Here is a 17,902-nt window from a genome sequence, read left to right as displayed (position 1 = left end):
CGCAGTCAAAGCTCATCTGCTGATGGGCATGATGACCGCCTCGCGGACGGGCCGGAATAAAGAACCGTCGCAGGCCGGAGCGACTGGCAGTCTGCCCCGCCTCCGCCGATCGGCCCTGCCTCTGAGAGCCTTCTCTGGACCTGGGTGCGTCGATTGCGGGGGCACTTCGGCTTCGTTCGCCAGCAATTGCGTTTCGCCGGTTCGACATCAACGAGGAGATTCATCCGTGACTGTTCGCATCGACCGGCATGAACTGCCGTCAGGGCCCGAGGCCGAAGACTATGCGCAACGGCTCGGCCAGTACCTCGTCAGCAGGATCGATCAGCTGGAGGAGTCCGCGGCCGTCATCGACGGGGACTTCGACACATCGGTTTTGAACCTGCGGGCGCGTTGTGTCCTTGATCCGCGGGCAGCGGCGGTGGAGACGTGGGAGGCCGCGGTCACGGCCATGCAGGTGGGGTCGGCGCTGTTTGCCGTCACGGGCGTCAGCGAGGGCACCGTGGAGTGCCGTATCGACCGCAAGGTGCGCAGCTTGCGGGCTGTCGGCCCGCTTTCTACAGCGGATGCGGGCACCTGGCTGCAGGCGTTCTGGCTGGCTGTCATCTGCCGCGACCAGGAACGGATGACGCAACTGTGCGCGATCCCGCTGGACCGCCTGCGCGCTCCGCAAGGGCAGTACGACCAGTACATCTACCACTGGGTGGACACCCTGCAGACCTACTGGCTGCGCCGCCCCGGCCTCGTGGAGAAGCTCACGGCCACGTTCGAAGCGTCCGACCCGTCGGCGGCAACCGTTGCCCCGCGTGACCTGTTGGACGGCATCCTCTATCCGCCGATCCATCTCTTCTACCGCTTCGTCACCAAGGACGAAGAGGGCTTCAGCCCGGCTCTGGCCGAGGCGCTACAACTGCACCGGATGTACTGGACCTTGAACGAGGACCGCACGGGCGACATCGACGGCAGCATCGCTCTGGGCCCGCTGGCCATCGCCTGCCTGGCCTACGACGGAAAGATCCCCATCGAGATCGAGTCGGAGTACCTGCCCCAGCACCTCCTGCAGCACAGCTGGCTCGGCGAATTCGCCACCTGAGGCAACATCGACGGCATCGCGCCAAGCGAACGAGGCTCACCCGGGACTCGCCCCGCTTCTGACGTAATTTTCAGGTCCCGCCCACCCTGCTGACCACCAGCAGGGTGGGCGGCTGGCGCGAGGGCGGGAACGGAGGCGGTCCCCTCGTCCGCAGAGTGATTCCCCTCTGCGCAGGGGGGGGGCCGACCAGGCCGCCTTAAGTTCGCCGGGCCCTGCCCCTACCACTCCAAGCGTGCTGCTCACTGATCTGAGTGAGACCCAGGCCTGGGAAGCGGGCCGCGGCATCTGGAAGTTCAACGCCGACCGGGCCCTCTCCCAGGACGAGGTGCAGATCATCAACACCGAGGGCACGGTCCTGGCCGTTGTGAAGGTCACTGGGATTACCCAGCACGGCGGTCGCTACGCCCTGGAAGGTGAACTCCTGCGCGGTGACCCACGCGTCGGGCGGCCCACCCGCAGTCCGCACCTGTCCCGTAATCCCGTCACCTACATCTGAACGGACCGGCCCGGTGAGCAACATCGACGCGATCGACACGGCAGAGGACACGGTGGACAGCGAGAGCACGCCCGCGATCAAGCCCGCGCCCCGGAAATTGACGTTCCTGGGGGACATGGTCGGCGATGTCCTGGCGCCTGGTGCGGCACAGAGCCCCTCGTTCGGGCTCGCGGATCTGGATGCAGCCACCGGCGGTCTCCAGCCGGCCTGCTGCCAGCGGTCCAGGCGCCGCCAACAGGTCTGCCCGGAGCCGAACCCCCGCTCCAGGGGCAGGAGTTGCCAGGCTATGTCGTTGTGGAGCACGTACAGGATGCCCTGCAGACACAGCCGGTCGTCCACCGGTCGCGACCCCGGCGCATTCTCCGGCCAGGGCGGCAGCAGCCGCTCAATCAGTGCCCACAAGTCGTCGTCCACGATCCACGGCCGAGTACTCACACCCTCCCGAACGGCCGGATCATCACATCGGTCACGCCCGACCAGGACACTTCAACAAGATCGTGTTACGAGCTCTGAGGCCCAAGGGAGAGCAGCTTACCGAAGAAGATGTCCACGATGCCTGGTCAGCCTGGGATGCAGTCGGCCAACAGCCACCACAAGGCGTTGGTGCCCTTCCGCGATTTTGACTCGGAGACCTGCCAGGCGTTGCCTGGCCGCGCGACTCATAGCCCCGCCCGGCGAGGGTGACGTCGTGGCACGCTGTCCTCGCTACGTGCCCAGCCACGTGAGCAAGCGCAGCCCTCAAAGGGGCGCGAGGAAACGGTCAGCGCGCCGTCCGGAGCGCCCGAGTCGCGCGAGGGTCTGCGGTCCCTTAGACCGGATGTATGAGCGACAGTGAAGAGCAGGTCTACCGCCCCGGCGAGATCGTCCCCGAGTTGGGGATCTATGAGTGCGAGTGCGGGGAGCACCACCGCTACAGCGCCGATGTGCGCGGCCACCGCTTTCCGCCGCCGAACGAGGGCTGCACCACCAGCGGCTGGAAGCTCGTCATCTCCGCGCACGATTCCTGATCGCGCGCGTGGGATGGTGCTCCGGCCGCCGGTGGAGCCGATGCTCGCCCGTCCGGTCGGAGCCATGCCCCGGCAACCGGACCTGCAGTACGACGCCAAAGGGGACGGCTACGGTGCGATCGTCTTCGCCCGGCCGGGCGCGCCCCATCTCCAGTCGCGCAATGGCTCGGACCTGGGCCCGGCCTTTCCCGAGATCACCCGCGCCGCCGCCGGGCTGGCCGAGCACGGCACTGTGGTCCTCGATGGCGAGCTGGTCGTCCATGAAGGCGGCCGGTTGGGCTTTGGTCTGCTGCAGGCCCGCGCCCGCTGCCGGGGCCGCTCAGCGGTAGAGGCATCCGCACGCAATCCTGCCCACCTGATCTTCCCTGTCAAGTCCCGCGTGTTGACCCCGTACCGATCAGCATCCGAGTCTCGCTGTGCTCGGATGCGGCGTCGCCACGCCGCCATCATCCGTACCGCAGTCCTGGGAGAGGGGGCTGTCTGGCCAACCTGGCGGAAGGGGAGTGCACGCGATGAAGGCAGGGCCGACTGGTGGCAGTCAGCGGGACGAGCAGGGTTCGCGGCGTCGCCGGGAGATCGTGGCCGCGGTCCAGCGATTGCTCGGCGAATGGGGCAGCTCCGAGCGGCTGACGATGCGGGCGGTTCCGGCTCTCAGTGAAGACCGTGCCAGTCACCAGCTGAGGCGGCTGGGTAGCTGGGCAGGGCCACGGTGCTGCTGACTTTCTCGCCCAGCTTGAGCATGCCGTTGAGCAACAGGCGCCGGGACAGCAGGGTGTTGCGGAGGCGTATGCCGGTAGCGGTGGCGGGGGCGAGGAACTTACCGGTGCGGTCGCCGCCTGCCTGGCAGCCCTCGGCATACTTGCGGAGCCTGCTCTCGTAGCGGGCGAAGGCCGCCAGGTGATCGCCCTGGGCTCGCGCGAGTTCGCCGGCCAGGACGTATGCGGCGACCACCGCGGTTCCCGTGCCCATGCCGCCGATGGTGGCCCCGCAGGCGGCGTCGCCGACGAGGCACACGCGCCCTGTGGACCAGGTGTCCACGTCCGCCCGGCTGATCGAGTCGAAGTACAGGTCGGGGGCCTGGTGCAGCGAGTCGAGCAGGCGTGGCACCTCCCAACTGAGGCCGGAGAACGCGTTGTCGATCAGACGCTTCTGCTGTTCGAGGTCGTGACGGTCATACGACAGCTCCGGTGCGGCGAAGACGAAGAATGCCCCTGCCCGTGCCGGATCCCGGTGGTCGGTTCCGACGGAGGCCAACCGCCCCGGCACGTTGTATCCGATCGACCCCCTTCCTGCTCCCAGGTCGTTGCGCAGTTGCCAGGTGGCGGCGTAGTAGCCGAGGTGGCTCACGTAATCCTCCTCCGGTCCGAAGGTGAGCCGACGGACGTTGGAGTGCAGCCCATCCGCGCCGATGACCAAGTCGAAGTCGCGCGAGATTCCGCTTCGGAAGTCGGCCCGCACGCTGGAGGAGGTCTCGGTGAGGCTGACGATCGAGTCGCCGAAGACGTACTCGGTGTAGGGCGCGCTGTGTTCGTAGAGCACTCGGGCCAGGTCTCCGCGGAGCACCTCTATCTCACCGCCGGCGAACTCGGCCGGCAGGTCCAGACGTGTGCGGCCGCGTTCATCGACAAAGCGCATCGGGGTGCCGCCGGTCTGGACGCGGCGCAGTTCGGGAAGCAGGCCCATGCGTTCCAGCACGGTCAGGTGCGTTTCGCCGCGGAAGCCGACGGCGTGACCGCCCTGGCGCAGGGCCGGGGCCAGCTCGACGACGGTGGGCTGGAAGCCGTGGCGTCCCAGCCAGTAGGCCAGCGCCGGGCCGGCAATGCTCGCGCCGGAGATGAGGACGTTCCTGTTCACGGGATCCCTCCGCTCGAAAAACTGTGTCCAATGGACACTGATAATTACTGTGTACTCTAGACACAGTTGATTCGGCAAGGCAGGGCAGGAGGGCGGCCATGGGTGGCAAGCACGCCGAGGTGGTGCGGCTGCTGTGGGGGCCGCACCCCAAGCCCGCGCGAGGCCCCAGGCCGACACTCGACCTGGACCGCATCGCGCGGGCCGGGATCGAGATCGCCGACTCGGAGGGGTTGGCCGATGTGTCCATGCAGCGGGTCGCCGCGCAACTGGGCGTGACCAAGATGGCGCTGTACCGGTACGTGCCTGGCAAAGCCGAGCTGGTCGCTCTGATGGTGGACACCGCGATCGGCCCCTACCCGGCGGCGAAGGCTCCGCGCGGTGGCTGGCGTGAGCAGCTGGAGGAATGGGCCCGCCAGTTGCTCACTGTCTTTCGTCAGCACTCCTGGGCACTGGACGCCACCGTCGGGCCGCGGATCATGGGGCCTGGAGAGCTGTCCTGGCTGGAGCGTGCCGTGTCCGCCCTGGACGGCACCGGTTTGAGCGGTGCCGAGCGGATGGACGCGGCTGTCCTGCTGGTCGGTCACGTACGCGGCATCAGCCAGCAGGCCCGTGCGGCAGGCCCCGCAGGCAACCCCGAAGCCCAACTGGGCGCCATCCTCGGCGATCTGATGCAGTCTCACGGCGAGCGATTCCCCGCGCTCACTGCGGCCTTCGCTTCAGCCGCCCAGTCCGACGGGCAAGATCAGGCATGGGATTTCGGCCTGCAGCGGATCCTGGACGGTTTGGCCACATTCATCGACCAACGCGCACGTTGACCGCGGCTTGGATCACAGCCGTCTGGCTTCCTTGCTGAGCACCGCACAGTGACGGCCCCGGTGTCCTAGCTCAGACACCAGCCGCAAAGTAGCGGGGTGATCACGCGCTCGCCGCCGTAGCGACCTGCTCGTCGTGTTCGCGCAGCATCCGCATGACGGTGGCGGGCGAGGGGTGCTGGCCTTTCTTCGTGCCGGTGGTGATGACGAGCTGCTTGGCGATGTCGCGCAAGCTCATCTCCTGGTCGCGTAGATGAAGGGCCATGGACAGCATGGACTCGTCGGTGACGCCCGCGCCGCCGATGGTCTTGCCGCGCCTGCGGGCGGACTCGTGGCCTTTGAGGGTGCGGTCGCGGATGTACTCGCGCTCCATCCCGGACATGGCCGCGAGTACGGTGAACACGATGCCGGACGGGTCATGCGAGCCCTTCAGCTCTCCGGCAGCTCTCCGGTGAGGAACTCCAGCCCGACAGCGCTCGCCTTCAGTTCCTCGGCGAGCATGGCGAGTTCGATGCCGCGACCGAGCCGCTTGTGCTCATGGACGACGAGGGTCACGGCGGCGCCGGAGGAGCGGATCTCCCCGGCGAGCTTCACGACGGCCTCCAGCTCGGGCCATTTCGTGGCACGGGTGGAGATCTTCTCCGAGAAGACCCGCGACCCCCCGGCCTCGGCAGCTCGGCCCACACCGACCCGACTTGCGCACGGCGGGGGTCGGCACGATGAGGGCCTTGGCGAGTTGGGGCACGAGGCGGAAGCGGGCGGTGTGGTACTGGCGGGTCACCCTTGCCTTTGCCGGTGCGGCAGGGCGAGCCCGCGGGGGCGGCACAGGTCGACAACGGGCAGGCATGCGCTTCCACGCGCTTGAAGCCGTCACTCACAACCCCGGTTTGTTCCATGAGGGTGTTGCTGACCGCACTGCCCATCAACCGTCATTGGCCCGGCGGATGCAAAGTGCACCGATGCGGGCGGCGTCACTTGGCTGTGGTTTCACGGCCGGCGTCGCGGGCCGCGGCCAGGGCTTTGGTATGCAGCTCGGCGGCGAGGTCCCGCAGATGTTCCATGCCGGGGGAGGCCGCGGCGAGGGTGAGCTCGCGTTCGATGACAACGAGGTCGGCCTGCCACACGTCGGCGAGGATGCGCTTGAGGTAGGGGGTGGAGTGGTCCCAGCCTTCGCGCGGAGTGCCGGGGGCGTAGCCGCCGCCTCGCACGGTCGCCAGGAAGGTTGGCTTGTCCTTGAGTACCGGACTGCCCAGGGGCGACCCGGCGATGATCAGGTCCACCCAGGTCTTGAAGTGCTGGGAGACACCGAAGTTGTACAGCGGCACGGCCAGCACCACCGCCTCGGCGGCCTTGAGTTCCGCGGTGAGCGACCCCGCCAGGGTGAGCGCGTCGCGCTGGGCGGGAGTGCGGTCGAGCTCGGGCGTCAGATTGCCGGTGTGGGCGTGCGCCCAGGCATCGGCGGGCAGCGGATCGGTGCCCAGGTGGCGGCGTACCACCGGCACGTCCGGGTGGACTGCGGTCCACTCCGATTCCACGAGGTCGGCGAGTTCGGCGCTGGCGGATGTACCGGGAAGGATGCTGGCGTCGAGTCGGAACAAGCTCATAACGTCTCCAAGTGTGGGTAGTCGCGCGATCCAGTGGTTCGCGTCCCTCGACGCGGTGTGAGGTGCGCGGTCTCTCATCGATTGGGGGTGCCGGTGGCGTTGCGCACCGCGCTGGCGCGGCGCGGGGCATTCAGGCAGATGACCGCAGCATTCAGCGCCCTCTGCGCGTGTAGGCGCGCAGTGACAACGGAACGAAGATCACCAGGAGCGCAGCCGACCAGAGCAGGACGGTGGTCACCGGATGTTCGAGTGGCCAGGCCACGTTTCCGGCAGGGGCACCCGGATTGCCAAACAGCTCCCGTGCGGCGGCGGTAAGCGCGCTCACCGGGTTCCAGTCGGCCAAAAAGCGCAGCCAGCCCGGCATGCCGTCGGTCGGGACGAAGGCGTTCGACAGCATCGTGAACGGCAGGCCCAGCGGGACCATCGCGTCGGCGACCTGGTCGTTCTTCACAGCAAGGCCCACATAGACGCCCACCCAGCTCAGCGCGTACCGCAGCACGATCATCAGCAGGAACGCCTGGAGGGTGGGGAGCAGGCCGCGGTGCGGCTGCCAGCCCACGAGCAGGCCCGTGCTCACCATCACGGCCAGCATCATCAGGCCGGTCAGCAGGTCAGCGCCGGTCTGCCCGAACGGTACCGCCAAGCGCGCCATCGGCATGGAGCGGAACCGGTCCATCACACCGCGGGAGGCGTCGGCGGCCATCCGCGTCATGACCCCCAGCCACGCGGAGAAGGTCACCATGGCGAACAGGCCGGGCATGAGGTACTCGCGGTAGTCGCCGCCGCCCGGCACCTGGATCGCGCTGCCGAAGACGTACCCGAACAGCACGACCATGACGGCCGGGAAGATCAGCGCCGCGACGATTTCGCCCGGAGCCTGCCGCAGTCGGCCCAGCTCGCGGCCGACCAGGGTCAGCCCGTCGGTGAACGTCCACCGCAGGCGGTTGCCCAGCGGCGGGGCGAGGTCGCTCATCAGACCAGCTCCTTTTCATCGGTTTGGTCGGTCTGGTCGGTGAGGCGCAGGAACACTTCGTCGAGGGTGGGGCGGCGCAGCTGCACGTCGGCCGCGGCGACACCGGCTCGTTCGAGCTCGCGCACAATCTCGGTGAACCGGAAGCTGCGGCCCGGCAGCGCGACGCTGAGCCGGTCGGCGCCCGTCACGAGGGGATCGGCCCCGGCCAGTGCTTTCAGCGCGGCCGCCGCCGGATCGAGGGTGGCAGGGTCTTCGAGTTCGACATCCAGGCGATCGCCGATCGTGGTCTTCAGCTCGTCGGGAGAGCCCGTGGCGATCACCCGTCCGTGGTCGACGACCGCGATGTCGTCGGCCAGTTGGTCGGCCTCGTCCAGGTACTGCGTGGTGAGCAGCACCGTGGTGCCGTCCGCCACCAGCTCGCGGATGCTGTCCCAGATCTCGCCACGGCTGCGCGGATCCAGGCCGGTGGTCGGCTCGTCCAGAAAGAGCACCTCGGGGCGCAGGATGAGGCTGGTGATCAGGTCGAGGCGGCGGCGCATGCCGCCGGAGTAGCCCGCGACCGGCCGATCGGCAGCGTCCATCAGAGCGAAGCGCTCCAGCAGCTCGTCGGCCCGTCGGCGCGCCTCGCGCCGGGACAGATGGGACAGGCGCGCGAACATGCGCAGGTTGCCGCGGCCGGTGAGCTTCTCGTCAACGGCAGCATGCTGGCCCGCGAGCCCGATCCTGGCGCGCGCCATGCCGGCCTCGCGCACAACGTCGTATCCGGCGATACGGGCATGCCCGGCATCAGGATCGGACAAGGTCGCCAGGATGCGCACCGCGGTCGTCTTCCCCGCGCCATTCGGCCCCAGCACGCCACAGACCGTTCCTCTCGGAACGCTCAGGTCCAGACCCCGCAAGGCGTGGGTGCCGCCGAAAGACTTGTGCAGCCCTTCGGCGACCACGATCGGATCAGGCATAAAACCCTCCACTGGGTACCTTGTACGCGGTCTCGACCGACACGCTAAGCGACTGGGTACTATGTACGCAACCAAGGAGGTGGAACGGTGACTGACGCCGAGTACGTGAACATCTGGATGCGGCCCGAGCGCGCGACCTACGGGCCCACGCCGGTCTACAGCCGAGCGAAGATCACCGAGGCCGCCGTCCGGATCGCCGACGCCGAAGGGCTGGAGGCCGCCACCATGCGGCGGATCGCCGCCGAGATCGGCGCCGGCGTGATGTCGCTCTACCGGTACGTCCCGAGCCGCGAGAACCTGGTCGAGCTCATGGCCGACCAGGTGATGGGCGAGATCGACGTCACGGACATGCCCTCGGGCGACTGGCGCGCCGACCTGACCCGCTACGCCGACGGACTGCGGACCATGTGGATGAGGCACCCGTGGATCGCCACCGTGCAGCGCTCCCTCCCCAGCTTCGGCCCCAACCAACTGCTCCTGGTCGAACGGCTGATGGGGGTGCTCGACGCCTTCGTCCCCATCGACGAGAACCTCGACCTCGTGGCCCTGCTGAACAGCTACGCCGAGGGCACCGTCCGCGAGGAAATCAGCACGGCCAGGGAAGTCCAACGCAGCGGACTCAGCGAGTCGGAATGGATGGCGCGGAACTACCCGTACATCGACCGGCTGGTGAAGAGCGGGGAGTACCCGATCTTCACCAAGATCGTGATGGAGGCGCGCCAGCCGCATCTGAGCCGCGAAGCCCAGTTCCGGCACGGGCTTCAGCGCGTCCTCGACTGCATCGCCGATGCCCTCCCATCAACGGCCGAGTCTCCGACGTCGGCGCACTGAGAGGGGCGGGAAGACCGGACAGCCGGACACGCGCCTTGCGGCATGTGATGTAAGTCCCGTAGCCATCTCTCGATGGCGCGTGGGTGTCGGCCGCGTCGAAGTCCTCATACCGAGCCAGTTGCGCAGCGCGCGTGTGCGGCCGGGGCCGGGCTTCGCTGCCAGCGCCGACCTGACGGGGAGTGAATGATGATTCGCGCGGGACGCCGTTCCTTCGTGCAGCACAGTGCGGACCTGGCCGCGGCCATGGGCCTGAAGATCGGAAGTTTCCGCAATCAGAAGCCGTACGAGCAGGACGGGTTCCCGGACACGATCAGCGCGCCGGAGGCGAAGTCGAAGCTGTGGGACGGCGAGCAGACCGCGGCCTTCCTCGCCGGCAAGCAGGTGCCGGCACTGCCGCACACGGACGATGACGAGGACCTGCTGGAGCGCACCGAGGCCGCGGCCGCTCTCGACGTGACACCGAAGACCTGGGACTCGTACAAGAAGGATCCGCGGATCGCGCCGCACCTGGTGAAGGTGAAGGGCGTGGAGCACTGCCCGCGCGGCATCCTGCGCGCCTATCGTGACCCGGTGCTCGATCAGGACCGGGCGCCGGCACACCGTCCTAAGGGCAGCGGCGACATGGTGCCCCGCGACGAACTCGAGTCCCGGGTCGGTGAGCTCCTGGACGACGATCCTGGACTGACGCTCGCCACGGTGCAGGAGCAGCTGGGCATCGCCTACTCGGCCGCGGCTCGGGTGCTTCCCCGCCTGCGCGGGCAGCGCATCGCCGACGAGGTCGCCGCCGAGCCGGACCTGACACTGGAGCAGGCAGCGCGTCGGCTCGGCTATCCGACCGCGGTACACCGTGCCGTGATCGCCCACGCCCGAACCGAGCTGCGCGGCCGCGAGGCCCGGCCCTACGTCCAGGCCGTGGCCGACAAGCTCGTGGCCGCCAGCCTGGCGCAGGAGCAGGACGTCGCCATGGTGCACGTGGCCGACGATGTGGTGGCCGCGGCCGTGGTGCTGTCCGCAGATGCTCCGGCGCCGGCGCTGGTGTGGGACGAGCGCTACGGGTGGCGTACGTCGACGAGCCGCCGCCACCCGATCGGCTGGGACTCGGGGCATCCTCCGCAAGGCGAGGGGATTCGGTATCTGAGCCCGGACCAGCAGCCGAGCGGAGAGGACGTGCTCGCCGCAGTCCACGACGGCCAGCGCGGAACGCGGCGGCCGACAGGGGCATGACGTCGGGAGCGAGCCCGGCACTCGCCCGTCCGCCAGTAGGGCGACACGGCGTGAAGCAGCTCCACCCACCGCAGCTCAGCGGGCGAGGCCCGCCGGCAGGATCACACCGGGCGCAACGCTCCGCTTTCCCCGCTTTTCCCTGGCACGGCCTGCTGCGCTGCGCTGCGTCCTCCCAGACCAGTGCCGCAGCCTTCGCTGCCCGGCCCCATGCCTGGATCTCCTGCATGACTCCGTGAGCCCGGCCAGAGTGCCGATGAGGGCGTCCCGGAATGTTTGCAGCGCCTCCATGCTGGACGTATCGAAGTAGTCGAATGAGGTGTCGTCGCCATCTGCGACCCGGACGAACGGGCGGCCAGGAGCGCCGGTGGGCAGCGTGTACGCGTACAGGTTCATGTCGAAACCCGGCGTCACGGTTGAAGCTGTGGTGGTTCAGCGTGGGCCCGCCATGGGGCCCATGTGCAGCACCTGGGTCACATCGTTTCCGTACGCACCCGTGTGGTCCTCGGGGCAGCTGTGCATGCTGCACCAGTGGGGGCAGGTGAACTCAAGGCATTGATGGTTGGTCACCTTTGCCGTATCGGCGCCGGGTTCGTGGATCTGAAGGAGGCGTGATCCCCGAGGCGGATCCTGATTCGGCTAGGCCCGGGGGCGTTGTCAGTGTTGGGAGTTAGCGTCGTGGCATGAGTCGCATCATCTCCTTCAGCACGGCGGACAAGTCCCACATCATCGGGTTCCTGGGAGCCGCGAGGCACCTCACCGAGGAGCAGCAGCGCATCGTCCCGTTCATATCTGAGCGGGCACGCGCCGCGCAGGCCGAGGTGGAACGGCAGGCACTGGGTTGGGGTCTGACCGTCCCCGAGGCGCTGGACCACCTGCTGGCCGGACATGCCTCGTCCACAGCCGTTGCCGCGGGCAATGGGTACGCGGCCGCGATGCAGGTCCTCATCGACTCCAACTCCTCGGACTCACTGGACCTGGCGGTGTACTCCAGGCCGGAGACGTTCTTCGACGCCCTGGATGGTGAGCTGCGCCGCGTGGGGGTGAGCGCCGATCTGCTGCCCGGTCAGTACGTCATGGGCGGGCTGCCGCAGGACTTCCCCTTCTCTCTCCCGCTGCCCGAGCACGCCATGGAGAACTTCGGCTCCTGGCCGCTGGAGAAAACTGGGCCCGCCGCCGACGCCTACCGGGCCGTCCTGGAGCGCGTCGAGGAGAGTTTCACCTACGACCTGAAACTACTCATCGACAGGCTCGACCTGGAGCACGAGAACTGGCAGGAGTGCAGCCAGGACCGCGACTGGTACACGCAGGACACGATCTTCTTCTCCATCACCGGCTGACCGACCACTGCGGCAGAGCGCACCAGAGCGCACCAGAGCGCACGCGGCGCACATACCGGGCACCCGCGGGCGGATCGACTCGGTCACGAACCCGCAGAAGGGCCGTACTGCGTCACCTTCTCCGACCCCGACCTGGACGTGGGGAACCGACGAAATGCGGCTCCGGGGGTGACGGAAATGCGCCGGGGACGTCAGGGGATGGGCGGCTGCGGGCTCGTTGACCTCTTGCAGCGAACGTTGTGCGATTCTCAGCGAAGTCTGGTGACCGGCACCCGTTCTCACCGATGGTTAAGTGCCCAGGCCAGAGGATTGCGTCGAACGGCGGGAGAGGCAGTTGACCAGATGGCCCGCCGGCCCGCAGACCCCGGCAGGGTGAATGCCATGCATTCCGCCACGCCGGGCTGCCTACAGTCAGTAGGGAGGGGGGATATCCCCCTCCCCGAGGACGCCACAACTGCCCATGATGACCACGGACATACGTTGCCGGCGCGACGGCTGCGTCTACTTCAGTCTTGCGCTGGTCGGGACAGCCGGCGCGGTGTGGCTCGCCTGCCGGTTCGACCTGCCCGTCGCAAGCACCGTTACCGCGTTCCTGCCCTCGCTTGCCGGGATGTACCTGGCATGGGCGACGTTCCGCAACGCCTCGCACGGACAGACCCGAGGTCCCGCAGAGCTGGGCCTGCTCGCTGCAGTAGCGGGCGAGCAGTGGAACGCCGAGATCAGGCTCCGCGGAGTCAACAACCCCTACCCACTGCCGGTCTCATGGGACGCCGCCGACCCCGCCCTGTCCGAACCCTGGGAGCTGCTGTGTCAGATCGCACTCGGCTGGCCCGGTGGACCGCTTTCGGACGTGGGCGGCTGGGCGAGCGGCCCGGCGGAATTGGCCGGCCAGGACGGGGAGATCGCTGAGGTCTTCGCGCGGCGCGTGCCCACCCGCAGGCTGGTCGTCCTGGGATCGCCAGGTTCGGGCAAGACGGTGCTGCTGATCCGCTTACTGCTCGGCATGATGCACAAGCGCGCGGTCGGCGGCCCTGTACCGGTGCTGTTTCCGCTGGCCTCCTGGGACCCCACTGCGCAGCCGCTCGACCGCTGGATGGCCCAGCGGCTCACCCGTGACTACCCGCTTCTTGGCCGGCCCCTGGATGCGCACGACGGTGCGTCGGAATCCGCCGTCGCCCTGGTGAAGGCAGGCCTTGTCCTGCCGCTACTGGACGGCTTTGACGAACTGCCCGCCACAGCACGGGCCCTGGCACTCGACCTGATCAACGAGACACTCGCGCTCGGGCAAGCCGTGGTGCTGTCCAGCAGGGCCGACGCCTACCGGGAAACTGCGGCTCCTGGTACAGCTCTACCCGCCAGGCTGGCCGCCGCGGCAGCCGTCGAACTGCGACCACTGAACGTCTCGGCAGCCGCCGACTACCTCCTGCGTCACGCCGGTGCCCCTGGCGACGGCGCGGCGGTGCGCTGGCATTCAGTCGCCGCCGACCTCGCTGCCCCCTCGCCGACCATGCTCCAAGACCTGCTCACCAATCCGCTGATGCTGACGCTTGCCGCCGACGTGTACAACCCACGCCGCGGAGAACACCCGGCTGAACTGCCCGATCCTGCGCAACTGTGCGACCGCATCCTCCTGCCGGACCGCCGCGCGGCAGAACGCCATCTGCTGGGTGCCTACGTGCCCGCCGCCTACCGGCCGCATCCGCTCCACCCTTGCAGGTGGAGCCCGCAGCAAGCCGCACACACCCTGCGCTTCTTGGCCTCCCATCTCCAGCGCACACTCAGCGGCTCCACCGACCTCGCCTGGTGGCAGCTGCAGTCCGCCCTGCCACGCCGCCTATGCCCCCTGATCACAGGCATCATGATCGGACTGAGCGCCTGGGCCGCCGCATTCCTCGCCGCCTTCGTCGCCTCCAGCCTCACGCCCGAGGCGAACCTGTGGTGGGTGCTGGGCGCGGAACCCGCAATCGTCGGCGGACTGTCCGCGGGGCTCGCCTCCGGAATCGCTGCGGGCGTAGCCGCAGGGCTCACCAGCACCTTGGCCGACGGCGCCGCCTTCTGGCTGGTCGACCCCGCCTCGGCAGAACCACGCTTTCCCTCCGACTACGTTCCCATCGGTGGAATCGCCCTCGGATTCGCCAGCGGACTGATCGGCAGCCTCATCGCCACCAGCACCGCCCGCCGTGACACAACCAATGCCGCAGCTCGAAGGCCCTCCTGGTCCTGGCACTGGAAAACGTGCCTGACCGGCCTGGCAGCAGGCCTGTCGCTATGGTTCCCGTTTGCCTGGTTGGGCACCACCACAGCTCTGGCAACAGCCGGCGTCAACGCCCTCATGTACGCCCTGGCCGGAGGGCTGCTCGGCTCAGTCACCCGCCGCATCAGCGAAAATCCCGCACCGGCCAGCACACTGAGATGGTCCTTCGACGGACGCGCCCTGGCTCTTGGCCTGCTCGCAGGCCCGGCCGTCGGACTCGTCCTGCTCCTCATGGACGCCATGCCCGCACTGCTGAACAGTGCGCGCTTCTCCCTCGCCGACCACCCCGGCAACTACATCTACTACACCGCCCTGTACGGCCTCGGTGTCGGGCTTGCCGCAAGCCTGCACGTCCGTCCCGCTGACGAGGGCACATCGCAAGACCCGGCAACGTCACTCGCTCAGGACCACAGCACGTTCCGCAAGCTGGTCCCGATCACAGCCGTCGCGGCCGGTCTCGGATTCGCCGGAATCTACACCGTGTCAGCCCTGGGGTCGGGTGACCTGGCCCTCGCCCCGGGCGGGCAACCTCGTACGGGCCACCCGATGGAACATCTCCCGCTCGCCGTACGGGCGCTCGCGTATGCCCTTGCCCTCGGGGCCGCCGGAGTCACCGTCGGACTGGCGACCGCACTCAGCCGCACCGCCTGGTGGCCCCACACCCTCGCACGGGCCTACCTCACCCTGAAACACCGACTCCCCTACGATCTCGCAGCCTTCCTCACCGATGCCCACGAACGGCGCTTCGTGCTGCGCCAGGTCGGGGCCGTCTACCAATTCCGCCACCAGGACCTGCAGCACCATCTCGCCGCGCACCCGAACCTGCCGTGTCAGGCCCATTGCCGAACCGGAGCGGCCTCTGGAAGCTGTGCGAGCAGGCAGCGACCGAACGGATGAGCCCCGACGTTCCCGCCGGGCGACTGCTGATCGCGCCCTGAGCACGGCACGGGCTGGACGGACGTGGCCGGCGGCTTCGCTCCCGGTTCGGGGGCGGGGAAGCAGAGGACGACCTCCCCAGGTGGCACACGCTTCCCCGCCCGCGGCGCGTGAGTACCCCCGTCGCCGTGGTTCATGCAGCCCCGAAATCTGTCGGGTCCCTCGTCACCAACTGGCGATCTGTCACGGTGATAGTGAGCCGAGATCGTGGGCTGGCCGCAATAGCCGAGCACCTAGATGATCAATTCCAAGGGGTGTCTTGTGACTGAGCATCACAGCTGAGTGCGTGGTCGCTGTCGAGGTGTTCAGGGCGCCAGGTAATCCCGTCTGTGGCGCGCTCAGCTGACGGCAGGGAGCTGGCGGGCGAAGCGGCGGACGGCATCAGTGAAGGCATCTGGGTCGTCGAAGTTCGCGAGGTGTCGTGCCCGCGGGATCAATTCGACGCGAGCGTGCGGATGCGCGCGGGCAAAGTCTGCCTCCTCGGCGCGGAAGATGGCGTCCTTCTCGCCGTTCAGGATGAGGACCGGGGCCTTCACGCGACGCATCGCACCCGCGTCGAAGCGTCCGAGTACTTCGTCCCAGGCTGCTGGCAGGGTATGGAAGGCGTAGCCGGAACGGATGGTCGCCTCCACCACTTCCCGTGGGTAGAGCCGCCGCAGCAACCGGTCGTTCCACCGGGCCAGGCGATCCGCCGGCATACGAGGGACCAGCCTGGCGACCCACCGATATGGCGCTGCCCGGAGGCCGCGGGTGGAGGCACTGGCTCCCGCGAGGATCAGCCCGCGCAGTTGTTCCGGACAGCGCCGCGCGAACTCCAGCGAGGCATATCCGCCGAGCGAGTGCCCAACGACCAGAGCCGGCCCGCGGTCAAGCGAGTCCACCGCGGAAGCGATGATCTCCGTCGCAGCGCTCAGGCTCCAGGGCTGAGCCGAGCGCTCCCCATGGCCGGGCAGGTCGACGGCGACTACCGGGAACTCGTCCCGGAGTGCGGCAAGCTGCATGCTCCACTGTCCCGCGCTGAAGCGCGTCCCGTGAACGAAGACTATGGGCACTGCATCCGCTGCTGTCATCAGTCCCCCCAAGGTGACACCGTCCTCAAGCCGACTCTACCGGCGGGATCTTCCTCGCGATCAAGGGAGATGCCAGAAGCTGCTCAAAAGGCCAACTGTGTGGCGCTTGGTCACGCGGAGACGACAACGAGGACGTCCAAGATCGTTGTGTGACGAACAACCTGGACACCCTCGCGACAGCACTCTATGCGGCAACAGACGATCTGCTGCAGGACACCCGGACTTGGCGCCGTGGCGGCCAGCCGTGGGATAGCGGGGGCTCGGGGCCGCGGGCGACGTCGACGGACACGTACCCGGTGCACTTCGAGGGGCGGGAGGACCCGAAGCCAGCGCCGCGGCCGACGGTTTCGTACCCGATCCGGTTCGAGGACCGGTGAGCGTGGCAGCCCCCGGTGCGGGGGCCAGGCCCTCTTGCTGGGGCCGAGCATGCCTTTCACACCGCGGATCACGGGCGGGGGAGCGGGGAGTGATGGCAGCACGACGGCGCCGGCGGATGAGGGAGCGTACGCGCGGGCAGTTACAGGGCTGGGGAGCGGCCGCGGCGCTGATCGCTGCGGTGTGGGTGGCTGGGAACTGGGCGAGGGTGTGGCCCGTCCTGGTGGCGGTGCTCGCCATCGCAATGCTGGGCGGGGCCGGGTGGGGCTTGTGGCGCGCGCACCGGCTCGAGGTCGGGCGGGACCGGCAGTGGCGGGCACAGGAGGAGGCAAGGGCGCGGGAGCTGTCGATGACGGAGGTCGACGCGCTGTCCTGGCAGGAGTTTGAGCACTACGTCGCCGATCTGTGCCGACGTGACGGTTGTACGAAGGTCGTCGTCAGCGGCAAGAGCGGCGACCTGGGCGCCGATGTCGTCGGCTATCTCTCCGACGGCCGCAAACTCGTTGTCCAGTGCAAGAAGTACGCGGCGGAGCGCAGCGTGTCCTCGCAGGACATGCAGAAGTTCGTCGGCACCGCCCGCCTGGAGCACGGCGCGGAGGTCGCCCTGTTGGTCACCACCTGCCGCTCGTTCACGAAGGCCGCCCTCGGGCAGGCGGTGCGCCAGGACATCGTGGCCCTGCACCGTGACCTGCTGGGCTCCTGGGTCAAGGGCGCTCACCTGGAGACCCTGATCCCGCTGAACGGAAGCGGCGGCGGCACCACGCGACGCCCACGTGCCTGACGGGGAACTGCCTCCGGCGTGGACTTCCACGGTGCGGGTTTCGCAATATGGACTGACTCTCCGACACGATCTGGCTGCTGAACTCCGCTGGTGGCAGACTGATTTGGAGCAAATCGGAGGGGTCTTCTTGCATCGTGACAGGCGGCAGAGCCAGACCGCAGTGCTGGGCAGCACGGACTCGGAGGAGCCACTCATGCTGCCTTTGGAGGCGATCGATCTGGACGCCTTTCGCCACCGGCACGAGCACCACACGTTCCGGTGCGGGCTGCTGCTGGACGGCTGCGGCGGCCAGCAGGAGT

Annotated in this window: 18 protein-coding genes and 2 pseudogenes; 12 read left to right on the top strand and 8 right to left on the bottom strand. The window is 68.4% G+C overall.

Features of this window, described 5'->3' with window-relative positions:
- Positions 1–226 precede the first annotated feature (226 nt).
- Both ABD378_RS03170 and ABD378_RS03165 read left to right on the top strand, forming a co-directional pair.
- A complete protein-coding gene (locus ABD378_RS03170; protein ID WP_344518755.1) occupies positions 227–1,090 on the top strand; it encodes an immunity 49 family protein in 864 nt (287 codons plus the stop codon).
- 232 nt (positions 1,091–1,322) lie between these two features.
- Positions 1,323–1,586, top strand: a complete 264-nt coding sequence (locus ABD378_RS03165) for a hypothetical protein (protein WP_344518754.1) — start codon at positions 1,323–1,325, stop codon at positions 1,584–1,586.
- 201 nt (positions 1,587–1,787) lie between these two features.
- Here ABD378_RS03165 and ABD378_RS03160 read toward each other — a convergent pair.
- Positions 1,788–2,003, bottom strand: a pseudogene (locus tag ABD378_RS03160) (transposase); the annotation flags it as partial.
- Between ABD378_RS03160 and ABD378_RS44115 the strand changes: the two are divergent.
- The 3 genes from ABD378_RS44115 (at position 1,979) to ABD378_RS03150 (ending at position 3,251) form a co-directional block, all read left to right on the top strand.
- Positions 1,979–2,209 carry a DUF7701 domain-containing protein gene (locus tag ABD378_RS44115; protein WP_425583808.1) on the top strand — a complete coding sequence of 77 codons (231 nt, stop codon included), beginning with the start codon at positions 1,979–1,981 and terminating at the stop codon, positions 2,207–2,209. The pseudogene ABD378_RS03160 and the gene ABD378_RS44115 sit on opposite strands and share 25 nt — an antisense overlap.
- Before the next feature lie 198 nt (positions 2,210–2,407).
- On the top strand, positions 2,408–2,593 hold the full coding sequence (locus ABD378_RS03155; RefSeq protein ID WP_344518753.1) for a hypothetical protein: 186 nt from the start codon (positions 2,408–2,410) through the stop codon (positions 2,591–2,593).
- Positions 2,508–3,251, top strand: coding sequence for an ATP-dependent DNA ligase (locus ABD378_RS03150; protein ID WP_344518752.1), 744 nt, complete (start codon positions 2,508–2,510; stop codon positions 3,249–3,251). Before ABD378_RS03155 ends, ABD378_RS03150 begins: the two co-directional genes overlap by 86 nt.
- Here the strand turns inward: ABD378_RS03150 and ABD378_RS03145 are convergent.
- Entirely contained in the window at positions 3,245–4,447 is a 1,203-nt protein-coding gene (locus ABD378_RS03145) for an FAD-dependent monooxygenase (protein ID WP_344518751.1), read from the bottom strand. The two genes, ABD378_RS03150 and ABD378_RS03145, sit on opposite strands and share 7 nt — an antisense overlap.
- Before the next feature lie 98 nt (positions 4,448–4,545).
- On the opposite strand from ABD378_RS03145, the gene ABD378_RS03140 reads away from it, so the two are divergent.
- Entirely contained in the window at positions 4,546–5,262 is a 717-nt protein-coding gene (locus tag ABD378_RS03140; RefSeq protein WP_160502304.1) for a TetR/AcrR family transcriptional regulator, read from the top strand.
- Between the two features lie 100 nt (positions 5,263–5,362).
- On the opposite strand, the gene ABD378_RS03135 is transcribed toward ABD378_RS03140, so the two are convergent.
- The 5 genes from ABD378_RS03135 to ABD378_RS03115 form a co-directional block, all read right to left on the bottom strand.
- Positions 5,363–5,662 carry a serine integrase family protein gene (locus tag ABD378_RS03135; protein ID WP_344518749.1) on the bottom strand — a complete coding sequence of 100 codons (300 nt, stop codon included), beginning with the start codon at positions 5,660–5,662 and terminating at the stop codon, positions 5,363–5,365.
- Positions 5,663–5,688: 26 nt separating this feature from the next.
- Positions 5,689–5,943, bottom strand: coding sequence for a recombinase family protein (locus tag ABD378_RS03130; RefSeq protein WP_344518748.1), 255 nt, complete (start codon positions 5,941–5,943; stop codon positions 5,689–5,691).
- 287 nt (positions 5,944–6,230) lie between these two features.
- Positions 6,231–6,863 (bottom strand): FMN-dependent NADH-azoreductase, encoded by a 633-nt coding sequence (locus ABD378_RS03125; RefSeq protein WP_344518747.1) that lies wholly within the window; start codon positions 6,861–6,863, stop codon positions 6,231–6,233.
- Positions 6,864–7,014: 151 nt separating this feature from the next.
- On the bottom strand, positions 7,015–7,836 hold the full coding sequence (locus ABD378_RS03120; RefSeq protein WP_344518745.1) for an ABC transporter permease: 822 nt from the start codon (positions 7,834–7,836) through the stop codon (positions 7,015–7,017).
- Positions 7,836–8,795, bottom strand: a complete 960-nt coding sequence (locus ABD378_RS03115; RefSeq protein ID WP_344518744.1) for an ATP-binding cassette domain-containing protein — start codon at positions 8,793–8,795, stop codon at positions 7,836–7,838. Before ABD378_RS03115 ends, ABD378_RS03120 begins: the two co-directional genes overlap by 1 nt.
- 87 nt (positions 8,796–8,882) lie before the next feature.
- Between ABD378_RS03115 and ABD378_RS03110 the strand changes: the two genes are divergently transcribed.
- The 4 genes from ABD378_RS03110 (at position 8,883) to ABD378_RS03095 (ending at position 15,338) form a co-directional block, all read left to right on the top strand.
- The gene (locus tag ABD378_RS03110; RefSeq protein WP_344518743.1) at positions 8,883–9,626 is read left to right on the top strand and encodes a TetR/AcrR family transcriptional regulator; all 744 of its coding nucleotides are present in this window, start codon (positions 8,883–8,885) and stop codon (positions 9,624–9,626) included.
- 183 nt (positions 9,627–9,809) lie between these two features.
- A complete protein-coding gene (locus ABD378_RS03105; protein WP_344518742.1) occupies positions 9,810–10,850 on the top strand; it encodes a hypothetical protein in 1,041 nt (346 codons plus the stop codon).
- Positions 10,851–11,530: 680 nt separating this feature from the next.
- Entirely contained in the window at positions 11,531–12,187 is a 657-nt protein-coding gene (locus tag ABD378_RS03100; RefSeq protein WP_344518740.1) for a DUF7691 family protein, read from the top strand.
- Positions 12,188–12,647: 460 nt separating this feature from the next.
- On the top strand, positions 12,648–15,338 hold the full coding sequence (locus tag ABD378_RS03095; RefSeq protein WP_344518739.1) for an NACHT domain-containing protein: 2,691 nt from the start codon (positions 12,648–12,650) through the stop codon (positions 15,336–15,338).
- A gap of 377 nt (positions 15,339–15,715) precedes the next feature.
- On the opposite strand, the gene ABD378_RS03090 is transcribed toward ABD378_RS03095, so the two are convergent.
- Positions 15,716–16,447, bottom strand: a complete 732-nt coding sequence (locus tag ABD378_RS03090; protein WP_344518738.1) for an alpha/beta fold hydrolase — start codon at positions 16,445–16,447, stop codon at positions 15,716–15,718.
- A gap of 149 nt (positions 16,448–16,596) precedes the next feature.
- Here ABD378_RS03090 and ABD378_RS44110 point away from each other — a divergent pair.
- Together ABD378_RS44110 and ABD378_RS03085 are read left to right on the top strand one after the other, a co-directional pair.
- Positions 16,597–16,697: pseudogene (locus tag ABD378_RS44110) on the top strand (IS982 family transposase); the annotation flags it as partial.
- A 243-nt stretch (positions 16,698–16,940) separates the two neighbouring features.
- Complete coding sequence (locus tag ABD378_RS03085) at positions 16,941–17,603, top strand: restriction endonuclease (protein ID WP_344518736.1); 663 nt, start codon at positions 16,941–16,943, stop codon at positions 17,601–17,603.
- The last annotated feature ends 299 nt before the right edge of the window (positions 17,604–17,902 follow it).

The sequence above is a fragment of the Streptomyces rectiviolaceus genome, assembly GCF_039533825.1.
GTDB classification, from domain to species: domain Bacteria; phylum Actinomycetota; class Actinomycetes; order Streptomycetales; family Streptomycetaceae; genus Streptomyces; species Streptomyces rectiviolaceus.
Note: the sequence above shows the minus strand (reverse complement) of the source record. Positions and strands in the feature narration are given on the sequence as shown.